Source organism: Streptomyces sp. NPDC048370 (genome assembly GCF_043200825.1).
Lineage (GTDB): Bacteria > Actinomycetota > Actinomycetes > Streptomycetales > Streptomycetaceae > Streptomyces.
In genome coordinates, this window is the sequence record NZ_JBICYI010000004.1 from 476,275 (window position 1) to 495,226 (window position 18,952).

Genomic DNA, 18,952 nt, shown 5'->3' on the forward strand with positions numbered 1-18,952 from the left:
AGGAAGCGTTCATGACCACGCAGCCGACCCTTGCGAAGGAAGGCGAGACCACCGGTAACCCCGGCGATTCGCAGTCTTCCGACGGACTCAAGGCCGGTCTCAAGAACCGTCACCTCTCGATGATCGCCATCGGTGGTGTCATCGGCGCCGGACTCTTCGGCGGCTCCGCGGCCGGCATCAAGGCCGCAGGCCCCGGCATCCTTCTGTCGTACGCCCTCGTGGGCACGATGGTCGTCTTCGTGATGCGGATGCTCGGCGAGATGTCGGTGGCCAACCCGACCTCCGGCTCCTTCTCGGCCCACGCCGACCGGGCGCTCGGACGCTGGGCGGGCTTCTCCATCGGCTGGCTGTACTGGTTCTTCTGGGTCGTCGTGCTCGCCGTCGAGGCGACCATGGGCGCGGACATCCTCAACGGCTGGGTCCCGGCCGTCCCGCAGTGGGCCTGGGCGCTGATCGTGATGGTCGTCCTGACCGTCACCAACCTCGGCTCGGTCGCCTCCTACGGCGAGTTCGAGTTCTGGTTCGCGGGCATCAAGGTCGTCGCCATCGGCGCGTTCATCGTGGTCGGCGGGCTCGCGATCTTCGGTGTGCTGCCGGGCGCCGACACCTCGGCCGCCGGACTGAGCAACCTCACCGAACACGGTGGCTTCCTGCCCAACGGCTACGGCGCGATCCTCACGGGCATCCTGATGGTCGTCTTCTCCTTCATGGGCAGCGAGATCGTCACCCTGGCCGCCGGCGAGTCCTCGGACCCGCGGCGCGCGGTCGCCAAGGCCACCAACAGCGTGATCTGGCGGGTCGGCATCTTCTACCTCGGCTCGATCCTGGTGGTCGTCTCGCTGCTGCCGTGGAACGACCCGTCGCTGGAGAAGGACGGCTCGTACGTCGCGGCGCTCAACTCGATCGGCATCCCGCACGCCGGTCAGATCATGAACGTCATCATCCTGACCGCGGTGCTGTCCTGCCTGAACTCGGGCCTCTACACCGCCTCCCGCATGGCCCACTCCCTCGGCCGCCGCGGTGACGCGCCGAAGGCCTTCGGCCGGACCAACGCGAAGGGCGTGCCGACGGCCGCCATCATCGGATCGGTGATCTTCGGCTTCGTCGCCGTCTTCTTCAACTACAAGTGGCCCGACACCGTCTTCGCCTTCCTCCTGAACGCGTCCGGCGCCATCGCGCTCTTCGTCTGGCTGGTCATCTGCTTCTCGCAGCTGCGCATGCGGAAGATCATCCTGCGGGAGTCCCCCGAGAAGCTGCTCGTGAAGATGTGGCTCTTCCCGTACCTGACCTGGGCGACCATCGCGATGATCGTCTTCGTCCTCGGCTACATGCTCTACAACGGCGGTTCCGCCCGTGAGCAGGTCCTGCTGTCGCTGCTCGTGGCCGGCCTCGTGCTCGCCATCGCCGTGATCCGCGACCGCTTCGGCAAGACCGCCAAGGCCGCGGAGCCCGTCACGAAGGACTGAATCCCCACCTGACGGCCCCCGTCAGGCAGGAGCGAGAGGCTCTCCGTACACCGATCACCTCGGGAACGGAGAGCCTTCGCATGTCCCCGGCGACCCCGGAAACGCGGAAGAGGCCCGCCGGGCTCGAGTCGGAACTCGACCCGGCGAACCTCTTCGGATGAAGCTGATGGAGCGGATGAAGCTGATGGAGCCGAAGGCTCAGCCCTTGCGGCCGAGCAGCTTCCACGCGGTCGGCAGCGCGCCCATCGCGAGCGCGGCCTTGAGCGCGTCGCCGATGAGGAACGGGGTCAGGCCGGCGGCGACCGCCTGCGGGAGCGTCATGCCGGTGGCGAAGGCCAGGTACGGCACGCCGACCGCGTAGATGATCGCGGAGCCGAGCACCATCGTGCCCGCCGTGCGGAGCACGGAGCGGTCGGCGCCGCGGCGCGCGAGGGCGCCGACGACGGTGGCGGCGAGCAGCATGCCGAGGATGTAGCCGAAGGACGGCATCGCGAATCCGGACTTGGCCTCGGCGAACCACGGCACGCCCGCCATGCCCACGACCGCGTACAGGGCCAGGGAGAGGAAGCCGCGGCGGGCGCCGAGCGCCGTGCCGACGAGCAGGGCCGCGAAGGTCTGGCCGGAGACCGGGACCGGCGAGCCGGGGACCGGGACGGCGATCTGCGCGGCGATGCCGGTGAGCGCGGCGCCGCCCACGACGAGGGCGATGTCCCGCGCGCGGGAGACCGGCAGCAGGTCGGCGAGGACCGTCCCCGAGCGGAGGGAACGGACGGGGGCGGCAGCGGTGCTCATCGGTACTCCGCGGGGGTGAGGGAGGTCAGGACAGATCGACCGTAGTCGAGGGGTGAACGCTCGATCACCATCAGCCGCCCACAAAGGGGAGCTTGGGCGGTTCGTGGAGATCAAACAAAGAACCGGATCCATGCCTCGCGCCACGTGACGCTTGTCACGGCGAGGAGCTGCACCGGGGGCGATTTTGCGCCGAAGGGCGCTCAGCGGGGAGACTGTGGGTTCTCCATAAACGCTCCGCGACGCTTCCGAAGGCACGAGCCCCCACATGCACGACGCACCTCCCGCCGGTCCTGCCTCTCTGGCTCCCGAACCGGAGCCGCTCTCCCACGGACTGAAGCAGCGTCATCTGACGATGCTGGGGCTCGGCGGCGTGATCGGTGCCGGGCTCTTCGTCGGCTCGGGCGCGGGCATCGCGGTCGCGGGTCCCGGCATCGTCCTGTCGTACCTGATCGCGGGCGCGCTCGCGATGCTGGTCATGCGGATGCTCGGCGAGATGTCGGCGGCGATGCCGGCCTCCGGCGCCTTCTCCGTCCACGCCGAGCGGGCGCTCGGCCGCTGGGCGGGCTTCTCTGTGGGCTGGCTGTACTGGTTCCTGCTGGTCGTCGTCCTCGCGGTGGAGGCGACGGGCGCGGCGCGGATCGCGCACGGCTGGGTGCCGGGGGTCCCGCAGTGGGGCTGGGTGCTGATCTTCATGATCGTGTTCACGGTCGCCAACCTGGCGGCGGTGAAGAACTTCGGGGAGTTCGAGTTCTGGTTCGCGGCGCTGAAGGTCGGCGCGATCGTGCTCTTCCTGATCCTGGGGACGCTGGCGATCGTCGGATGGCTGCCCGACTCCGATCCGGTGGGCATGGCGAACCTGACGGGCCAGGGCGGCTTCCTGCCGAACGGCTGGGGCGGGGTCGTCTCCGGCGTCCTCGCCGTCGTCTTCGCCTTCGGCGGCCTGGAGGTCGTCACGATCGCCGCCGCCGAGTCGGACGACCCGGCGCGCAACGTGGCGCGGGCGGTGCGCAGCGCGGTGTGGCGGATCCTCCTCTTCTACGTCGGTTCGATGCTGGTCATCGTGACCCTGCTGCCCTGGACCTCGATGGAGCCCGGCCAGTCGCCGTACGTCGCCGTGCTCGACGCGATCGGTGTCCCCGGGGCCGGCCAGATCATGAACGTCGTGGTCTTCGTGGCGCTGCTCTCGGCGCTCAACGCGAACCTGTACGGCTCCTCGCGGATGGTCTTCTCGCTCGCCGAGCGCGGTGAGGCGCCCAAGGGGCTGCTGCGGGTCTCGGGCGGAGGGGTGCCGCGCCGGGCGGTGCTCGCGTCGGTGGCGTTCGGCTTCGTCTCCGTGCTGCTCAATCTGAAGTGGCCGGATTCCGTCTTCCTCTACATGCTCAACGCGGTCGGCGCGGTACTCCTTTTCGTCTGGGGCCTGATCGCGGTCTCGCAGCTGCGGCTGCGCCGCAGGATCGAGCGCGAGGCACCGGAGACGCTGACCCTGAGGATGTGGGGCTTCCCCTGGCTCACCTGGATCGCGCTCGCCGCGATGGTGGCGGTCCTGGTGCTGATGCTGACCGACGACGGGGCGCGACCGCAGGTGCTGTGGTCGGGCGCGGCCACCGGAGCCGTACTCCTGGTGGCGGGGGTGCGCGAGATGCGCACGAAGCGGAGGTAGTCCTTCACCTTGTGTGAAGCTCGTGCCCGTATAGCGGACATCTGTTCCCTGTAAGCGGTGCACCCGCCCAGACTGTGGGCCGTTCCCCCGTCTCAGCCAATGAACAGGGCCGCCCATGTCACGGACCACCGCGCCCGAGCCCGTCGACCGCAAGGCCGACGAAGCGCCGCCTGCCCAGGGCCTCACCCACGGCCTCAAGCAGCGCCATCTCTCGATGATCGCCCTCGGTGGCGTCATCGGCGCCGGCCTCTTCGTCGGCTCCGGCGCCGGCATCGCCGCCGCCGGTCCGTCGATCGTGGTCGCGTACGCGATATCCGGGCTGCTCGTGATGCTCGTGATGCGCATGCTCGGCGAGATGTCGGCGGCCAACCCGGCCTCCGGCTCCTTCTCCGTCCACGCCGAGCGGGCCATCGGTCCCTGGGCCGGCTTCACGGCGGGCTGGGCCTTCTGGTTCCTGCTCTGTGTGGCCGTCGGCCTGGAGGGCATCGGCGCGGCGAAGATCATGACCGGCTGGTTCCCGGGCAGCCCGGAGTGGGCCTGGGTCGCCCTCTTCATGCTGGTGTTCTGCGCGACCAACCTGGCGGCGGTGAAGAACTTCGGCGAGTTCGAGTTCTGGTTCGCGGCCCTGAAGGTCGGCGCGATCGTCCTCTTCCTCGGCATCGGCGTGCTCGCCATCGTCGGGGTGCTGCCCGGCACGGACGCCCCCGGCACCACGAACCTCACCGGCGACGGCGGCTTCTTCCCGAACGGCTCCGAGGGCCTGATCGTCGGACTGCTCGCCTCGGTCTTCGCGTACGGCGGTCTGGAGACCGTCACCATCGCCGCCGCCGAGTCCGAGCACCCCGTGCAGGGCGTCGCCAAGGCGGTCCGTACGGCGATGTGGCGCATCGCGCTCTTCTACATCGGCTCGATGGCCGTCATCGTGACCCTGGTCCCGTGGGGCGACAAGGCGGTCGTCGAGAAGGGCCCGTACGTCGCCACCCTCGACCACCTCGGCATCCCGGCCGCCGGGCAGATCATGAACGTGGTCGTGCTCGTCGCCCTGCTGTCGGCCATGAACGCCAACATCTACGGCGCCTCCCGGATGGCCACCTCGCTGGTCAGCCGCGGCCAGGGCCCGAAGGCGCTCGGCCGGACCTTCGGCGGCGTCCCGCGTCCCGCGGTGCTCGTCTCCTCGGTCTTCGGCTTCCTCTGCGTGCTGCTGAGCTACTGGCGGCCCGACGACATCTTCATCTGGCTCCTGAACACCATCGGCGCGATCATCCTCGTCGTCTGGTTCTTCATCGCCGTCTCGCAGCTGCTGCTGCGCCGCCGCACCGAGCGCGAGGCCCCGGAGAAGCTCGTCGTGAAGATGTGGGCGTTCCCGGTGCTGACCTGGGTGGCACTCGCCGGCATGGCCGCGATCTTCTTCCTGATGGCCCGTGAGGAGGGCACCCGGGTCCAGCTGTACTGGACCGGCGGCCTCACGGCGCTGCTCGCGGTGATCGGCTTCATCCGCCAGAAGGCGGCATCGGGCCGCACTTCCTGACTCCCGCCCCCGCTCTTCCGGAACCCCCGAACCGCCCGCGGTTCGGGGGTTCCGCCATGTCCGGGACGTGGGACCTAGGACGAAGGGCTGATCAACATCGTGTGCACCTGCTGCTAGCCTGCAGCTGCATACAGATTGCAATAAGCAGCAGCGGAGGGCTCGGCATGGCGATCTACACACTTCCTGAACTTCCGTACGACTACGCGGCGCTCGAGCCGGTCATCAACCCGCAGATCATCGAGCTCCACCACGACAAGCACCACGCGGCCTACGTGAAGGGTGCGAACGACACCCTGGAGCAGCTCGAAGAGGCGCGCGACAAGGAGCAGTGGGGCTCGATCAACGGCCTGGAGAAGAACCTCGCGTTCCACCTCTCCGGCCACATCCTGCACTCCATCTACTGGAACAACATGGACAGCCCGAAGGACGGTGGCGGCGGCGAGCCGCTGGCGGCCGACGGTGTCGGTGAGCTCGCCGACGCGATCACCGAGTCCTTCGGTTCCTTCGCCAAGTTCAAGTCCCAGCTGACCAAGGCCTCCGCGACCACCCAGGGCTCCGGCTGGGGTGTCCTCGCGTACGAGCCGATCAGCGGCCGGCTGATCGTCGAGCAGGTCTACGACCACCAGGGCAACGTCGGCCAGGGCTCCATCCCGGTCCTCGTCTTCGACGCCTGGGAGCACGCCTTCTACCTGCAGTACAAGAACCAGAAGGTCGACTTCATCGAGGCCATGTGGCAGGTCGTCAACTGGCAGGACGTGAACAAGCGCTACCAGGCCGCCAAGACCTCGATCCCGCTGATCTCCTTCTGACCCCGCCGATTTCGGCCCTGCCGATTTCGGCCCTGCCGGAGGACCGGCCCCACTCGTCCTGCTCGTGATCGTCTTCTCAACCTTCACTTGCGGGCGGATGAAAGAAGAACCCCCGTGATGACGTGAATCACGGGGGTTCTTCCATGGCCGAGCAGGGGCCGGGGGTCACTCGAAGCTGGGCGCCGCCGTCCGCGTCCGCTTGATCTCGTAGAAGCCGGGCGTCGAGGCCACGAGCAGCGTGCCGTCCCAGAGGCGCGCCGCCGCCTCGCCGCGCGGGGTGGGGGTGACGACGGGGCCGAAGAAGGCGACCTCGTCGCCGTCCGCGCCCGGGACGGCGATGACCGGCGTGCCGACGTCCTGGCCGACCCGCTCGATGCCGTCCTTGTGGGAGGCCCGCAGCTCGGTGTCGTACGTGTCCTTGTCCGCGTAGTCCGCGAGCTCGGCCGGCAGGCCGACGTCCGCGAGGGCACCGGTGATCGCCTCGCGCGTCGGGCCCTCGCCGTTGTTGTGGAAGCGGGTGCCGAGCGCGGTGTAGAGCTTGCCGACGACCTCGTCGCCGTGCAGCTGCTGAGCCGCTATCACGACGCGGACCGGGCCCCAGGCCTTGGTCTCCAGCATGTCGCGGTACTCCGCCGGGAGCTCGTCCAGCTTGTCCTCGTTGAGGACGGCCAGGCTCATCACCTTCCACCGGACGTCGACCGGGCGGACCTTCTCCACCTCCAGCATCCAGCGGGAGGTCATCCAGGCCCAGGGGCACAGCGGGTCGAACCAGAAGTCGGCGGTGGTCCTGCTCTCGGACATGTCACTCCTCAGGGACGGATGTCTATGCGCCAGAAGAGGAACGTCCTCGGTCCGTGAGGGCATTCCCCATGTGCCGGGTGTCAGCTCCACATGGGAGGATCGGTGCTGTTTCGAACGAGCCACGAAGGAGTGACCGTGCCCGGTGAGAATCTGTCCCGCGACGAGGCCCGCGAGCGGGCCGAGCTGCTGTCCGTCGACGGGTACGAGGTCGCCCTGGACCTGCGCTCGGCCGTCGGCGAGTCGAGCGAGGAGGTCCGTACCTTCCGCTCCGTGACGACGATCCGGTTCCGTCGTACGGGCACGGGCACCAGCACCTTCGTGGACCTGATCGCCCCCGCCGTGACGTCGGTGGAGCTCAACGGCCGCGCGCTCGACCCCGCCGCCGTCTTCGACGGCGCGCGGATCGCCCTGGACGGCCTGGCCGACGAGAACGTGCTCGTCGTGGACGCCCGGTGCGCGTACAGCCGGACCGGCGAGGGCATGCACCGCTTCGTCGACCCGGAGGACGGCGAGGTCTACCTCTACACGCAGTACGAGCCGGCCGACGCCCGCCGCGTGTACGCCACCTTCGAGCAGCCCGACCTGAAGGCCCCGCACCTCTTCTCGGTGACCGCGCCCGAGGGCTGGACGGTGTGGAGCAACGGCGCCGGGGAGCAGGACGCCGACGGGGTGTGGCGCTTCGCGGAGACGGCGCCGATCTCGACGTACATCACCTGTGTCGTCGCCGGGCCGTACCACTACGTCACGGACACCTACACGCGCACGCTGGCCGACGGGACCGAGCTGGAGATCCCGCTCGGCGCGATGTGCCGCAAGGGGCTCGCCAGGCACTTCGACGCGGACGACGTCTTCCTGATCACCAAGCAGGGCTTCGACTTCTTCCACGACAACTTCGACTACCCGTACCCCTTCGGGAAGTACGACCAGGCCTTCGTCCCCGAGTACAACCTCGGCGCGATGGAGAACCCGGGCATGGTGACCTTCCGCGAGGAGTACATCTACCGGGGCAAGGTCACCCAGGCCGCGTACGAGCGCAGGGCCAACGTCATCCTGCACGAGATGGCGCACATGTGGTTCGGCGACCTGGTCACCATGGTGTGGTGGGACGACCTGTGGCTGAAGGAGTCCTTCGCCGACTTCATGGGCTCCTTCTCGCTGGCCGAGGCGACCCGGTTCACCAACAGCTGGGTGACCTTCGCCAACAACCGCAAGGCGTGGGCGTACCGCGCCGACCAGCTGCCGTCCACCCACCCGATCACGGCCGACATCCGTGACCTGGAGGACGCCAAGCTGAACTTCGACGGCATCACGTACGCCAAGGGCGCGTCGGTCCTGAAGCAGCTCGTGGCGTACGCGGGGCGGGAGGCGTTCCTGGAGGGCGCGCGCCGCTACTTCAAGCGGCACGCGTACGGGAACACGCGCCTGGCCGATCTGCTCTCGGTCCTGGAGGAGACCTCGGGGCGCGACATGAAGGCCTGGTCGCGGTCCTGGCTGCAGACGTCGGGCGTCAACACGCTGACGCCTGAGGTGACGTACGACGCGGAGGGCCGGATCACCGAGCTTGCCGTCGTCCAGGCCGGGGACGAGCTGCGTCCGCACCGGGTGGCCGTCGGCCTGTACGCGCTGTCGGCGGACGGCGAGCTCGTGCGGTACGCGCGGGCCGAGGCGGACGTCGTCGGCGCCCGGACGGTCGTCGCCGACCTCGCCGGGTCCCCCCGGCCCGACCTGGTGCTCGTCAACGACGACGACCTGACGTACTGCAAGGTCCGCTTCGACGAGGGCTCGCTCGCGACGCTGCGGGCGCACCTGGGCGACATCACGGACCCGCTGGCGCGGGCGCTGTGCTGGTCGGCGCTGTGGAGCCTGACGCGGGACGGCCTCATGCCCGCCCGGGACTTCGTCGCGGTCGTGCTGGACTTCGCGGGCCGTGAGACGGACATCGGCGTGCTCCAGATGGTGCACGCCTGGGCGCGGTCCGCGGTCACGCACTACGCGGCGCCCGCGTGGCGAGCCGAGGGCGGCCGACTGCTCGCCGAGGGCGGGCTGCGCGAGCTGCGGGTGGCCGAGCCGGGCAGCGAGCACCAGCTGACCTGGGCGCGGTTCTTCGCGACCGCGGCCGAGTCGGATGCGGACTTCCAGCTCCTTGAGGGGCTGCTCGACGGGACGGCGAAGATCGACGGCCTGGACGTCGAGCAGGAGCTGCGTTGGGCGTTCCTGGAGCCGCTGGCCACGCACGGCCGGGCGGACGAGGTCCGGATCGGCGAGGAGCTGGCCCGCGACGACACGGCGACCGGCAAGCGCCACCAGGTGCGCTGCCTGGCCGCCCGGCCGTCGGCGGCGGTCAAGGCGCAGGCCTGGGCGCAGGTCGTCGAGTCGGACGCGCTGTCGAACGCGCTGGTGGAGGCGACGATCGCGGGCTTCGATCAGCCCTCGCAGCGGGAGCTGATCGCGCCGTACGCGGAGAAGTACTTCGCGGCGATCGAACGGCTCTGGGCGGACCGTTCGATCCAGATCGGCATGATCGTCGTCCGCGGGCTCTTCCCGAGCCTCCAGGACGACGAGTCCACGCTGAAGGCGACGGACGCGTGGCTCGCCGCCCACGAGGACGCGGCGCCGGCGCTGCGGCGACTGGTCCTGGAGTCCCGCGACGACCTGGCGCGGGCGCTGCGCGCGCAGGCGTGCGACGCGATTGCGTGACCCGGATGTGGGCGGCGCTCATGTAGCGGGCGCCGCCACTCCGGGGGGCGAGGGGCACATGGAGCGGACGCGCCCGCGAGGGCGCCGTTCCGTTGTGCCCACCCTCCCCCAAGCTCTCGGCTTCGCTCGAGCAGGGGGGACCCCCATCGCCCCGGCGGAACGAATGCCCACGACGGGGCAGCGGGCGAGCACCCCTCATCGGCAGTCGAACGCGCGTACTTTAGGGCGAAATTGTCCCGGTTCGGCGACGTGCTTGTAACAGCGGTTAGCGGGGGCTCGGGGAGCGGAAGACCCCCGGCATGAACCAGAACACCCCCATCACCCCCCGGCCCCTCCCCCTCACCTCCGACCGGATGCGGGCCGCGCTGCGCCACACCCGGGACTCCGAGGCGATGATCACCGGGCTCGCCGCGCTCACCCTGCACCGCTTCGCCTCCGCTCCCCCGCTGCCCGCCCTCGACCGGATCGACGTCCTCGTCCCCCGCACCGCCCGCCGGCTGCGCTCCAGCGCCGAGGTCCGGATCGTGCGCGCCCAGGACCTGCCCGTACCGCTGGCCCTCGACGGGGTGCGCGTCGCACCGGTCGCCCGGGCGCTCGCCGACGCGGTGTCCGGTCTGACCGACGCCGGACTCGTGCGCGGGCTGCTCACCGAGGCGGTTCGCGGCGGACACTGCGAACCCGGCACGGTGGTACGGGAGTTGAACCGCGCGCGGCTGCTCAACCGGCCGCACGTGGTGGACGCCGTCGACTCGCTGCTCGCGGAAGGCCGGAGCATCGCCGAGGAGCGGCTGTACGAAATGGTGCGGGAGTTCGGGCTGCCGGACCCGATGTGGAACGTGGACCTGCGGCTGCCGGGCGGCCCGCACCTCGGCGGCCTGGACGCCTACTGGCCGGACCAGGCGGTGGCCCTGGAGCTGGACACCCGGGCGCCCCGGCAGGACGACGACGCGCTCTGGTCGGAGTACACCCGCAAGCGCGAGCACCTGGAGCGGCTCGGCATCACGGTCGTCCACATCACCCCGCGCAAGCTGCGCGAGGCGATGGACCAGCAGGCCACCGTGATCCGTACGGCCCTGATGGCCGCGTCGGACCGACAGCCGGCCGCGTACGTCGTCGTCCTGCCCCGGTGACCCGGTGACGCGTCAGCTCTTGGGAGCCGTACCGCAGAACTCGGCCTCGAGGACGGCCGCGCTGTCGCCCGTCCAGTCCGCGTTGAAGTTCATGGCGAGCGAGTGCTCACCGTCCCGGGTGGCGACCGCCTCCGAGGAGGAGCCGTGGATGCCCCCGCCGTGCCCCCAGACCTCCTTGCCGCAGCTCAGCTTCTGCCGCATCAGCCCGAGGCCGTAGTGGAACTCCGGGTTCTCGGCGCCGACCGGCACCGCCTGCGTCATCTCGCGCAGCTCACCCTTCGGCAGCAACTTCCCCTTGAGCAGGGCCCGGTAGAAGGTCTGCAGATCGTTGGAGTCGGAGATCATCTCGCCCGCCGCGTAGGCGAGGGACGGGTTCAGCTCGGTGACGTCGTGGATCTTCGTCGCGCTCGGGTCGATCGAGAGCTTCGAGTACGCCCGTGAACTCGGCTGCGGCATCTTCGCCTTCGTACCCGGGACGCTGGTGGCACGCAGCTTCAGCGGCTTGATGATCCGCCGCTCGACCTCCTTGCCGTACGGGCGGCCGGTCGCCTTCTCGATCACCATGCCCGCCAGGACGTAGTTGGTGTTGGAGTAGTTCCAGGAGGTGCCGGGGGCGAAGTCCGGCTTGTGGGTCATGGCGATCGCGACGAGCTGCTCCGGGGTCCAGGTGTCGTAGCGGTTCTGCAGGAACTCCGGGCCGAAGACCTTCTGCTGGAAGCCGGGGTCGGAGGTGACGCTGTAGACGCCGCTGGTGTGGTTGAGGAGCTGGCGGACGGTGATCTTCCGGCCGTCGTGGCCGTTGCCGCGGACCACGCCCGGCAGCCACTTCTCGACCGGGTCGTCGAGGTCGAGGCGGTCCTCGGCCTGGAGCTGGAGGAGGACGGTGGCCACGAAGGTCTTGGTGATCGAGCCGACCCGGTAGCGGTCCTGGCCGCCGCGCTCGCCCGCCGTGCCGGTCCAGGCGGTGCGGCCGGACCTGACCTGGGCGACGGCCCCGGGCACCCCCTCCGCGACCGCCGCGTCGAGGGCCCGCTGGGTGGCGGTGTGGTCCGGCTTCTTCGGCGTGGTGGCGGCGACGGCGGGAGCGGCGAGGGCTCCGGCCGTGAGGGCCGCCACGGCGGTGGCGGCCGTGGCGGCGAGGAGGGTGCGGGCGGCGCGTGCGGATGTCATGCGGGTTCCCCTGTTCGGTGTGCGTCCTACGTATGTACTGCGGTCGCGGGAGGGGACCCCGGAGGCGGGGCGGGTGGTTGAGCGGGGCTGCTCCGGTTGAGCGGATTTCAGCCGTTCGCCGGATCGGCGAGGCGGGAGCGTCCGACGGGCGGGCGTTCGCGCCACAACTGCAGTCCGATGTCGACGAGTTCGACGCGGGTGAGGTCGGGGACGGAGGCGAGCGGATGCCAGGCGGCGAGGTCGGTGGAGCCGCCGGTCTCGTTGCGCAGGGAGCCGCCTGTGACACGGGATTCGTAGATGATCCGCAGCCCCTGGAAGTCCCCGGGGCCCCCGAGCCTGCGGAGCCAGCCGCGCCGGATGGAGTCGATGCCGAGCAGCGCGACGGGCTCGGTCAGATAGCCGGTCTCCTCCTCGACCTCGCGGACCACGGTGTCGACCGGCTCCTCGCCGTGGTCCATCCCGCCACCGGGCAGGGTCCACCGCTTGGCGCCCGCGCGGTCCACCCAGCGGGCGAGGAGCACCTCGTCGTCACGGACACACACGGCGTAGGCCGCCACCCTCAACTCCTGTTTCATGAGCCGAGGTTAGAACCAGTACGTGGGGTATGTCCGCCCCGTCGCGCGGGCGCCCGCGAGGCCGACGGCGACGAGCAGGAGGCTCGCGAGGGCGAGCAGCGCGAGGAAGGTCCAGAACGGCGGATTCTGGAGGGTGACGATCACGGCCGTGGCGGCGGCGGGCGAGTGCGGGGTACGGGCCGCCATCATCACGCCGAGCGCGAGACCGCCGGAGAGGGCGGCGCCCCAGAGGGTGGGGCCGGTGACCAGGAGGACGGCGAAGCCGGTGAGCGCGGAGAGGAGCTGACCGCCGACGACCGAGCGGGGCTGGGCGAGCGGCAGGTCGGGGGCGCCGGCCACGAGCGCCATGCTGGCGGCCAGGGGCGGGATCAGCAGGGGGTGGTGGAGGACGGTGCCGAGGGCGACCAGGGAGAGCAGGGCGGCGACGCTGACGGTGGTCGCCAGGGCCACGGCCCGGGGGTGCGGGCGGGCGGGGGCGGCGGTCGTCATGCGGGTTCCTCGGCGGGTTTCTCGGGGAGGGGCGGGTTGGCGGGCGAGAACTCGGGCTCCGACCAGCGCAGGGGGCTCGCGGACGGGGACTCCACGATCCGTTCGATGCGGAACCGGGTGGTGCGGCTGCCCTCCGGGCCGTACGCGGTGCGTGCCGTTCCGGACAGCTGGAGCGTGGTGCCGCTGCGCCAGTCGAGGAAGAGCAGGCCCGCGCGGTCGTCGGACTCCAGGTTGCCGAGGGTCAGGAACATCGCGTTGCCGGGGTAGTCCTCCCAGCTCAGCTCGGTGGGCGTCACGACCCGGACGAAGCCGGGGAAGCCGCCGCGGTGGCTCGCGTCCGTGCCGTCGGCGGCGGTGGTCGCGATGAAGAAGGTGTCGGCGACCCGGACGAACGCCTCCTGGGCGGGGGTGAGCGCCGTGCCGTGGAACGGGGTACCGGGCGGGGTGGTGAGGTCGGGCGCGCACAGCTCGCGCTTCTGGATGTACTTCGGGCAGTTGGAGAAGACCTGCTCCGCCTCGACGGTGAAGCCGCGGGCGCTGGGGCGGGCGATGCCGTTGAGGCGCATGCGGCGGCGGGTGCGGGGGTCGAGGGCGATCGTCCCGACGGGGACGGGCCCGGGGGCGGGGGCCGGGGCCGCCACGGAGATCGTGTGCGGTCCGGTCGCCCGGGCGAAGCCGGGGGTGCCGGTCAGGAGCGTGCTCCAGAGCCGGCCGTCGGCGTCCGCCGCGGCGAGCACCAGCATCGGCTGGAGTTCGAGGAAGGCGGCGGCGATGGGGCGGATGCCGTTGGTGATGGAGCGGCCTACGTGGGCGGCGACGTCGCGGACGCCCACGAGTTCCTGGACGGCGCGGGAGCCGGGGTTGTACGGGTCCATGATCCGGGAGCCTTTCGTGTGGCGCCGCGCCGGGGGCCCGGGGTACGGGCCCTCGGCGCGGGCGGCGCGTCCGTGGGGTTGTGCCCACCCTCCCCCAAACTCTCGGCTTCGCTCGAGCAGGGGGACCCCCATCGCCCCAGCGGGACGATTGCCCACAACCGGGGGGCGTCCTACTAGAAGAAGCCGCAGGTCGGGGCGCCCTCCGTGGGGGCGTGCGTGCCCTCCCCGCCCGTCGGGGCGAAGATCTCCAGGCGGGTGCCGTCCGGGTCGTGGAAGAAGATGCCGCCCGAGGCGCCGCCCTCGGAGTGCGGGACCACGCCCTCGTACGCGAAGTCCGTGCCGCGCGCCTTCAGGGCCTCCTCCGCGGCCTTGACGCGCTCGATCGACTCGGCCTCCCACGCGAGGTGGTGCAGGCCCGCGCGGCCGGAGTCGTACGCACCCTCCGCCTGCTGCCAGAGCGTGAGGACGAGCTGGCCGTCCTGGCCCAGGAAGGCGTACCGCCTTCCCTCTTCCTTGCCCTCGCCGAGCACGTCGAAGCCCAGCACGTCCCCGTAGAACCCGAGCGAGCGCTCCAGGTCCGTGACGTTCAGCCCCACGTGGTTGGTCTTCAGCGTTCCGATCGCCGACATGGCGATTCCCCTCTCCTCGGTCGAGCGCTAACCTCTTAAAACCACTTTAGGGGTTAGTGGGCCGACCTCGCAACCGGTCACGTAACCTTGAGGGGTTAGTTCTGCGAGGAGGGTGCCCGCCATGACCGTTTCCGACCCGCGGCCTCTGGTCGGCGAGCCCGTCTCCCTCGACCTGCTCAACACCCGCTGGATGCAGGACGGCGTGCGCCAGGACCTGCTCTCGGACGCCGGAGGGCTGGCCGTCTGGCTCACCGCCAACGGGCTCGACGCGCGCTTCACCGCCGACGCGACCACCCTCCGCCACACGCTGACCGCGCGCGACGCCCTCTCCGCGCTGGTCGACCGGCCCGGCGACCCCGACGCCGTCGCCCGCGTCGACACCGTCCTCGGCCACGGCCGCATCCGCGCCACCCTCACGCCCGAGGGCCCCGGCGAGCTCCCCGAGTTCGCGGACCCCGCCTGGGGTCCCGGCTGGACCGCCGCCCGCGACTACCTCGACCTGCTGCGCACCGCGCCCGACCGCATCCGCTCCTGCGCCCACGAGGCCTGCATCCTGCACTTCTTCGACACGTCGCGGAACGGCACCCGGCGCTGGTGCTCGATGGCGATCTGCGGCAACCGGGCCAAGGCCTCCCGCCACTACGCCCGTACAAAGGACAACTAACTGGCGGTAAGCGGGAGTCGACTCGCCCCCCTTAGAACCCTTAAGTCCCCTGTGGCGCATCGCGCCGTGTGGCGGATGTGTGCCACGGCCGCATCCCGCCGCCCTGCAACACTCCACAAACCCCTGTCACTTGCGAAAGGCTGAGCGGTCATCCGGTACCGAAATCCGGACCCTCTTCTTTCACAATCAGGGATGTAAATGACCACCCCCGAAACTCAGAGCTCCATATCCGGGCGCTCGACCCCCGGGCACAGACGCGCTGCCCGGATCGCCGCCGCCGCAGGCCTTGTGACCGCGCTCATCGCGGCCGGCGCCGCTCCGGTCCTGGCCGCCGACGACCCGGCGACCACTCCCCCGGTCAAGTCCTCCGACTCCGCCGACAAGCTCGGCCCGACCGACGCCCAGCGCCTCACCGAGGCCGAGGCGTCCGGCGAGAAGAACGTCACGATCCTCGTGGCGACCGCCCCCGGCGCCACCGAGCAGGTCGCAGGCCAGCTCGACGCCGTCCAGGGCGCCTCCGTCGGCCGGCAGGACGACAAGCTCGGCTACGTCCGCGCCACGATCCCGACCGCCAAGGCGGACGCCGCCATCAAGGCGGCCACCAAGCTCTCCACGGTCCAGTCGATCGACCTCCAGGCGGAGATCAAGCTCGACGACCCGACCCCGGACGCCGGCACCACCGGCGCCGTCGAGGGCACCACCGTGAGCCAGACCTACCCGGCTCCGGGCAAGAACACCCCCGCGAAGAACCCGTACAACCCGTCCCACGAGACGGGTGCCGTCGAGTTCGTCGAGGACAACCCCCGGGCCGACGGCCGCGGCGTCACCATCGGTGTCCTCGACTCCGGTGTGGACCTCGGTCACCCCGCGCTGCAGAAGACCACCACCGGCGAGCGCAAGATCGTCGACTGGGTCACCTCCACCGACCCGCTGACCGAGAGCGACGGCACCTGGCGCGCCCAGATCACGCCCGTCGCCGGCCCGGTCTTCACCGCCTCGTCGCAGTCCTGGAAGGCGCCCGCGGGCTCCTACCAGTTCAGCCGCTTCAACGAGGCGATCACCGCGGGCGGCGACCCGGCGGGTGACATCAACCGCGACGGCGACACGGCCGACCTGTTCGGCATGCTGTACGACCCGGCCGCCGGCACCGTCCGCGTGGACACCGACCAGAACAACGACTTCACGGACAACGCGCCGATGAAGCCGTACAAGGACGGGTACCAGATCGGCTACTTCGGTACCGACAACCCGGCCACCGAGGTCGTCGAGAAGACGCCGTTCGTCGTCGAGATCCGCAAGGACGTCGCGATGGACCCGCTCGGCGGGACCTGGGTCGGCAAGAAGGCCGACTTCGTCAACATCGGCATCGTCGAGTCCTCCCACGGCACGCACGTCGCCGGCATCACCGCCGCGAAGGGCCTCTTCGGCGGCAAGATGAACGGCGCGGCCCCGGGCGCGAAGATCGTCTCCTCGCGCGCGTGCACCTGGACCGGCGGCTGCACCAACACCGCCCTCACCGAGGGCATGACGGACCTCGTCGTCAACCGTGGCGTCGACATCGTCAACATGTCGATCGGCGGTCTGCCCGCGCAGAACGACGGCGACAACGTCCGCGCGCGTCTCTACACGCGGCTGATCGACCAGTACGGCGTGCAGCTGATCATCTCGGCCGGCAACTCCGGCCCGGGCATCAACACGATCGGCGACCCCGGCCTGGCCGACAAGGTCGTCTCGGTCGGCGCGGCGATCTCCAAGTCGACCTGGGCCTCCAACTACGGCTCGGCCGTCACCAAGTCGTACGCGATGTTCCCCTTCTCCTCGCGCGGCCCGCGTGAGGACGGCGGCTTCACCCCGACCATCTCCGGTCCCGGCTCGTCCGTGAACACCATCCCGACCTGGCAGGCGGGCTCCGGCGTTCCGGAGTCCGGCTACGCGCTGCCCGCCGGTTACGGGATGCTCAACGGCACGTCGATGTCCTCCCCGCAGGTCGCGGGCGCGAGCGCGCTGCTGCTCTCGGCCGCGAAGCAGAAGCGGATCGAGCTCGACCCGCTGACCCTGCGCACCGCGCTCACCTCGACCGCCCAGCGGATCCCCGGTGTTGCGGCGCACGAGCAGGGCTCGGGTCTCATCGACATCAACGAGGCCTGGGAGTCGATCAAGGACGGCGCGACCGCCCACGACTACAAGGTCCAGGCCCCGGTCGACACCGCGATCTTCCCGGCCCCGCACACCGGCACCGGTGTGTACGACCGTGAGGGCGGCCTCAAGGTCGGCCAGAAGAAGGTCTACGACGTCACCATCACGCGCACGAACGGCCCGAACCGGCCGATCGAGCACGACCTGGACCTGAAGTACAACGACGGCACCTTCCGGATCCTCGGCGACGACGAGATCGACCTGCCGCTGAACCAGCCGGTCACCGTCAAGATCCAGGCCAAGCCGACCTCCGCCGGTGTGCACAGCGTGATCCTGGAGGCCGACGACGACCGCACCGAGGGCGTCGACAAGCAGATCCTCGCCACCTCGGTCGTCGCGTCCGACCTGGCCGCGCCCGGCTTCGGCTTCTCCGGCACCGGCTCGGTCCAGCGCAACAGCCACAAGTCGTACTTCGTGACCGTGCCGGAAGGCGCCAAGACCCTCGAGGTCGCCCTCGGCGGTCTGAAGGAGAAGAGCCAGACCCGGTTCATCTCGATCCACCCGTACGGTGTGGCCTTCGAGTCCACCGCGTCGAACGTGTGCTACCCGCACTACAACCCGGGCAACGGCTGCCGTGCGGACCTGCGTTCGTACGCCAACCCGACGCCGGGCGTCTGGGAGATCGAGGTCGAGGCGCGCCGCACCTCGCCCGACCTGGACAACCCGTACAAGCTGGACGTCTCGGTGCTCGGCGCCGACTTCGACCCGGCCACGCAGACCGTCGCCGAGGCGAAGGTCGGCACCCCGGCCGCCGTCGAGTGGACCGTCACCAACAACTTCGCCGGCATCGACGGCAAGCTGAAGGGCGGCTCGCTGGGCTCGGCCAAGGTCGAGACCCCGACGATCCAGCACCACGAGCAGCAGACGAAGACCGTCACCATCGGTGAGGGTGTCGAGCGGCTCGACGTGGCGATCGGCAACACCTCGGACAAGGCCGCCGACCTGGACCTGACGGTCCTGCGCGACGGTGTCCAGGTGGGCCAGGCCGCGGACGGCGACTCGGAGGAGGCCGTCTCGCTGGTCAAGCCGGCCGCCGGTACCTACACGATCGTGATCGACGGCTACTCGGTGCAGGCCGCGGGCGGCACGACCTTCGACTACAAGGACGTGTACTACTCGGCCTCGCTCGGCAGCGTGCAGGTCGACTCGTCCAAGAGCTACCCGCTGGCCAGCGGCGCGACCGCCAAGGTCGGTGCCGAGGTCCTGGTCGCCGGTGCCGCGCCCGAGGGCCGGCAGTTCTTCGGCGAGGTCCAGCTGGTGAACGCGCGCGGCACGGTCGCGGGCGCCGGCAGCGTCGTGATCGGCAAGGTCACTCCGTAACACCGTTGTACGAGTGAGGGGGGGGGGGGGGGGGGGGGGGGCCGCCCCCCCCCCCCCCGCGCCCCCCCCGGGGGGGGGGGGGCGCCCCCCCCCCCCCCCCCACCCCCACGAAATAAGGAAGAGCGGGGGCGGGGGCGAGAACGAGAAGGCA

At 70.6% G+C, this 18,952-nt stretch carries 15 protein-coding genes; 8 read left to right on the top strand and 7 right to left on the bottom strand.

Annotated elements, in window-relative coordinates; all coding sequences use genetic code 11:
• Positions 1-11 precede the first annotated feature (11 nt).
• Complete coding sequence (locus ACGFYP_RS12980; RefSeq protein WP_361966086.1) at positions 12-1,466, top strand: amino acid permease; 1,455 nt, start codon at positions 12-14, stop codon at positions 1,464-1,466.
• A gap of 198 nt (positions 1,467-1,664) precedes the next feature.
• On the opposite strand, the gene ACGFYP_RS12985 is transcribed toward ACGFYP_RS12980, so the two are convergent.
• The gene (locus tag ACGFYP_RS12985; RefSeq protein ID WP_393490846.1) at positions 1,665-2,258 is read right to left on the bottom strand and encodes a biotin transporter BioY; all 594 of its coding nucleotides are present in this window, start codon (positions 2,256-2,258) and stop codon (positions 1,665-1,667) included.
• Positions 2,259-2,523: 265 nt separating this feature from the next.
• Here ACGFYP_RS12985 and ACGFYP_RS12990 point away from each other — a divergent pair, with 265 nt between their 5' ends.
• The 3 genes from ACGFYP_RS12990 to ACGFYP_RS13000 all read left to right on the top strand — a co-directional run bounded on the left by ACGFYP_RS12990 (position 2,524) and on the right by ACGFYP_RS13000 (position 6,255).
• Complete coding sequence (locus tag ACGFYP_RS12990) at positions 2,524-3,918, top strand: amino acid permease (RefSeq protein WP_393490849.1); 1,395 nt, start codon at positions 2,524-2,526, stop codon at positions 3,916-3,918.
• A gap of 115 nt (positions 3,919-4,033) precedes the next feature.
• Positions 4,034-5,446, top strand: coding sequence for an amino acid permease (locus ACGFYP_RS12995; RefSeq protein ID WP_393490852.1), 1,413 nt, complete (start codon positions 4,034-4,036; stop codon positions 5,444-5,446).
• A gap of 164 nt (positions 5,447-5,610) precedes the next feature.
• Positions 5,611-6,255: a superoxide dismutase gene (locus ACGFYP_RS13000; RefSeq protein ID WP_393490855.1), complete on the top strand. Its 645-nt coding sequence runs from the start codon at positions 5,611-5,613 to the stop codon at positions 6,253-6,255.
• A gap of 165 nt (positions 6,256-6,420) precedes the next feature.
• On the opposite strand, the gene ACGFYP_RS13005 is transcribed toward ACGFYP_RS13000, so the two are convergent.
• Positions 6,421-7,056, bottom strand: coding sequence for a DsbA family protein (locus ACGFYP_RS13005; RefSeq protein WP_393490858.1), 636 nt, complete (start codon positions 7,054-7,056; stop codon positions 6,421-6,423).
• 135 nt (positions 7,057-7,191) lie between these two features.
• Between ACGFYP_RS13005 and pepN the strand changes: the two genes are divergently transcribed.
• Both pepN and ACGFYP_RS13015 read left to right on the top strand, forming a co-directional pair.
• Entirely contained in the window at positions 7,192-9,753 is a 2,562-nt protein-coding gene (gene pepN / locus ACGFYP_RS13010) for an aminopeptidase N (protein WP_393490861.1), read from the top strand.
• Between the two features lie 353 nt (positions 9,754-10,106).
• Positions 10,107-10,883, top strand: a complete 777-nt coding sequence (locus ACGFYP_RS13015; RefSeq protein ID WP_393490970.1) for a hypothetical protein — start codon at positions 10,107-10,109, stop codon at positions 10,881-10,883.
• A 12-nt stretch (positions 10,884-10,895) separates the two neighbouring features.
• Here the strand turns inward: ACGFYP_RS13015 and ACGFYP_RS13020 are convergent, their stop codons facing one another.
• From ACGFYP_RS13020 to ACGFYP_RS13040, 5 genes are all read right to left on the bottom strand, one after another.
• Positions 10,896-12,053, bottom strand: a complete 1,158-nt coding sequence (locus ACGFYP_RS13020; protein ID WP_393490864.1) for a serine hydrolase domain-containing protein — start codon at positions 12,051-12,053, stop codon at positions 10,896-10,898.
• Positions 12,054-12,160: 107 nt separating this feature from the next.
• Positions 12,161-12,628 (bottom strand): NUDIX hydrolase, encoded by a 468-nt coding sequence (locus tag ACGFYP_RS13025; RefSeq protein WP_361966068.1) that lies wholly within the window; start codon positions 12,626-12,628, stop codon positions 12,161-12,163.
• Positions 12,629-12,637: 9 nt separating this feature from the next.
• Positions 12,638-13,117 carry an HPP family protein gene (locus ACGFYP_RS13030; protein ID WP_393490868.1) on the bottom strand — a complete coding sequence of 160 codons (480 nt, stop codon included), beginning with the start codon at positions 13,115-13,117 and terminating at the stop codon, positions 12,638-12,640.
• Complete coding sequence (locus ACGFYP_RS13035) at positions 13,114-13,992, bottom strand: pyridoxamine 5'-phosphate oxidase family protein (protein ID WP_393490873.1); 879 nt, start codon at positions 13,990-13,992, stop codon at positions 13,114-13,116. Before ACGFYP_RS13035 ends, ACGFYP_RS13030 begins: the two co-directional genes overlap by 4 nt.
• A 173-nt stretch (positions 13,993-14,165) precedes the next feature.
• Positions 14,166-14,621, bottom strand: coding sequence for a VOC family protein (locus tag ACGFYP_RS13040; RefSeq protein WP_393490879.1), 456 nt, complete (start codon positions 14,619-14,621; stop codon positions 14,166-14,168).
• A 121-nt stretch (positions 14,622-14,742) separates the two neighbouring features.
• Here ACGFYP_RS13040 and ACGFYP_RS13045 point away from each other — a divergent pair, with 121 nt between their 5' ends.
• Both ACGFYP_RS13045 and ACGFYP_RS13050 read left to right on the top strand, forming a co-directional pair.
• Positions 14,743-15,285 (top strand): CGNR zinc finger domain-containing protein, encoded by a 543-nt coding sequence (locus ACGFYP_RS13045; RefSeq protein ID WP_393490883.1) that lies wholly within the window; start codon positions 14,743-14,745, stop codon positions 15,283-15,285.
• A 198-nt stretch (positions 15,286-15,483) separates the two neighbouring features.
• Positions 15,484-18,801: a S8 family serine peptidase gene (locus ACGFYP_RS13050; RefSeq protein ID WP_361966058.1), complete on the top strand. Its 3,318-nt coding sequence runs from the start codon at positions 15,484-15,486 to the stop codon at positions 18,799-18,801.
• The last annotated feature ends 151 nt before the right edge of the window (positions 18,802-18,952 follow it).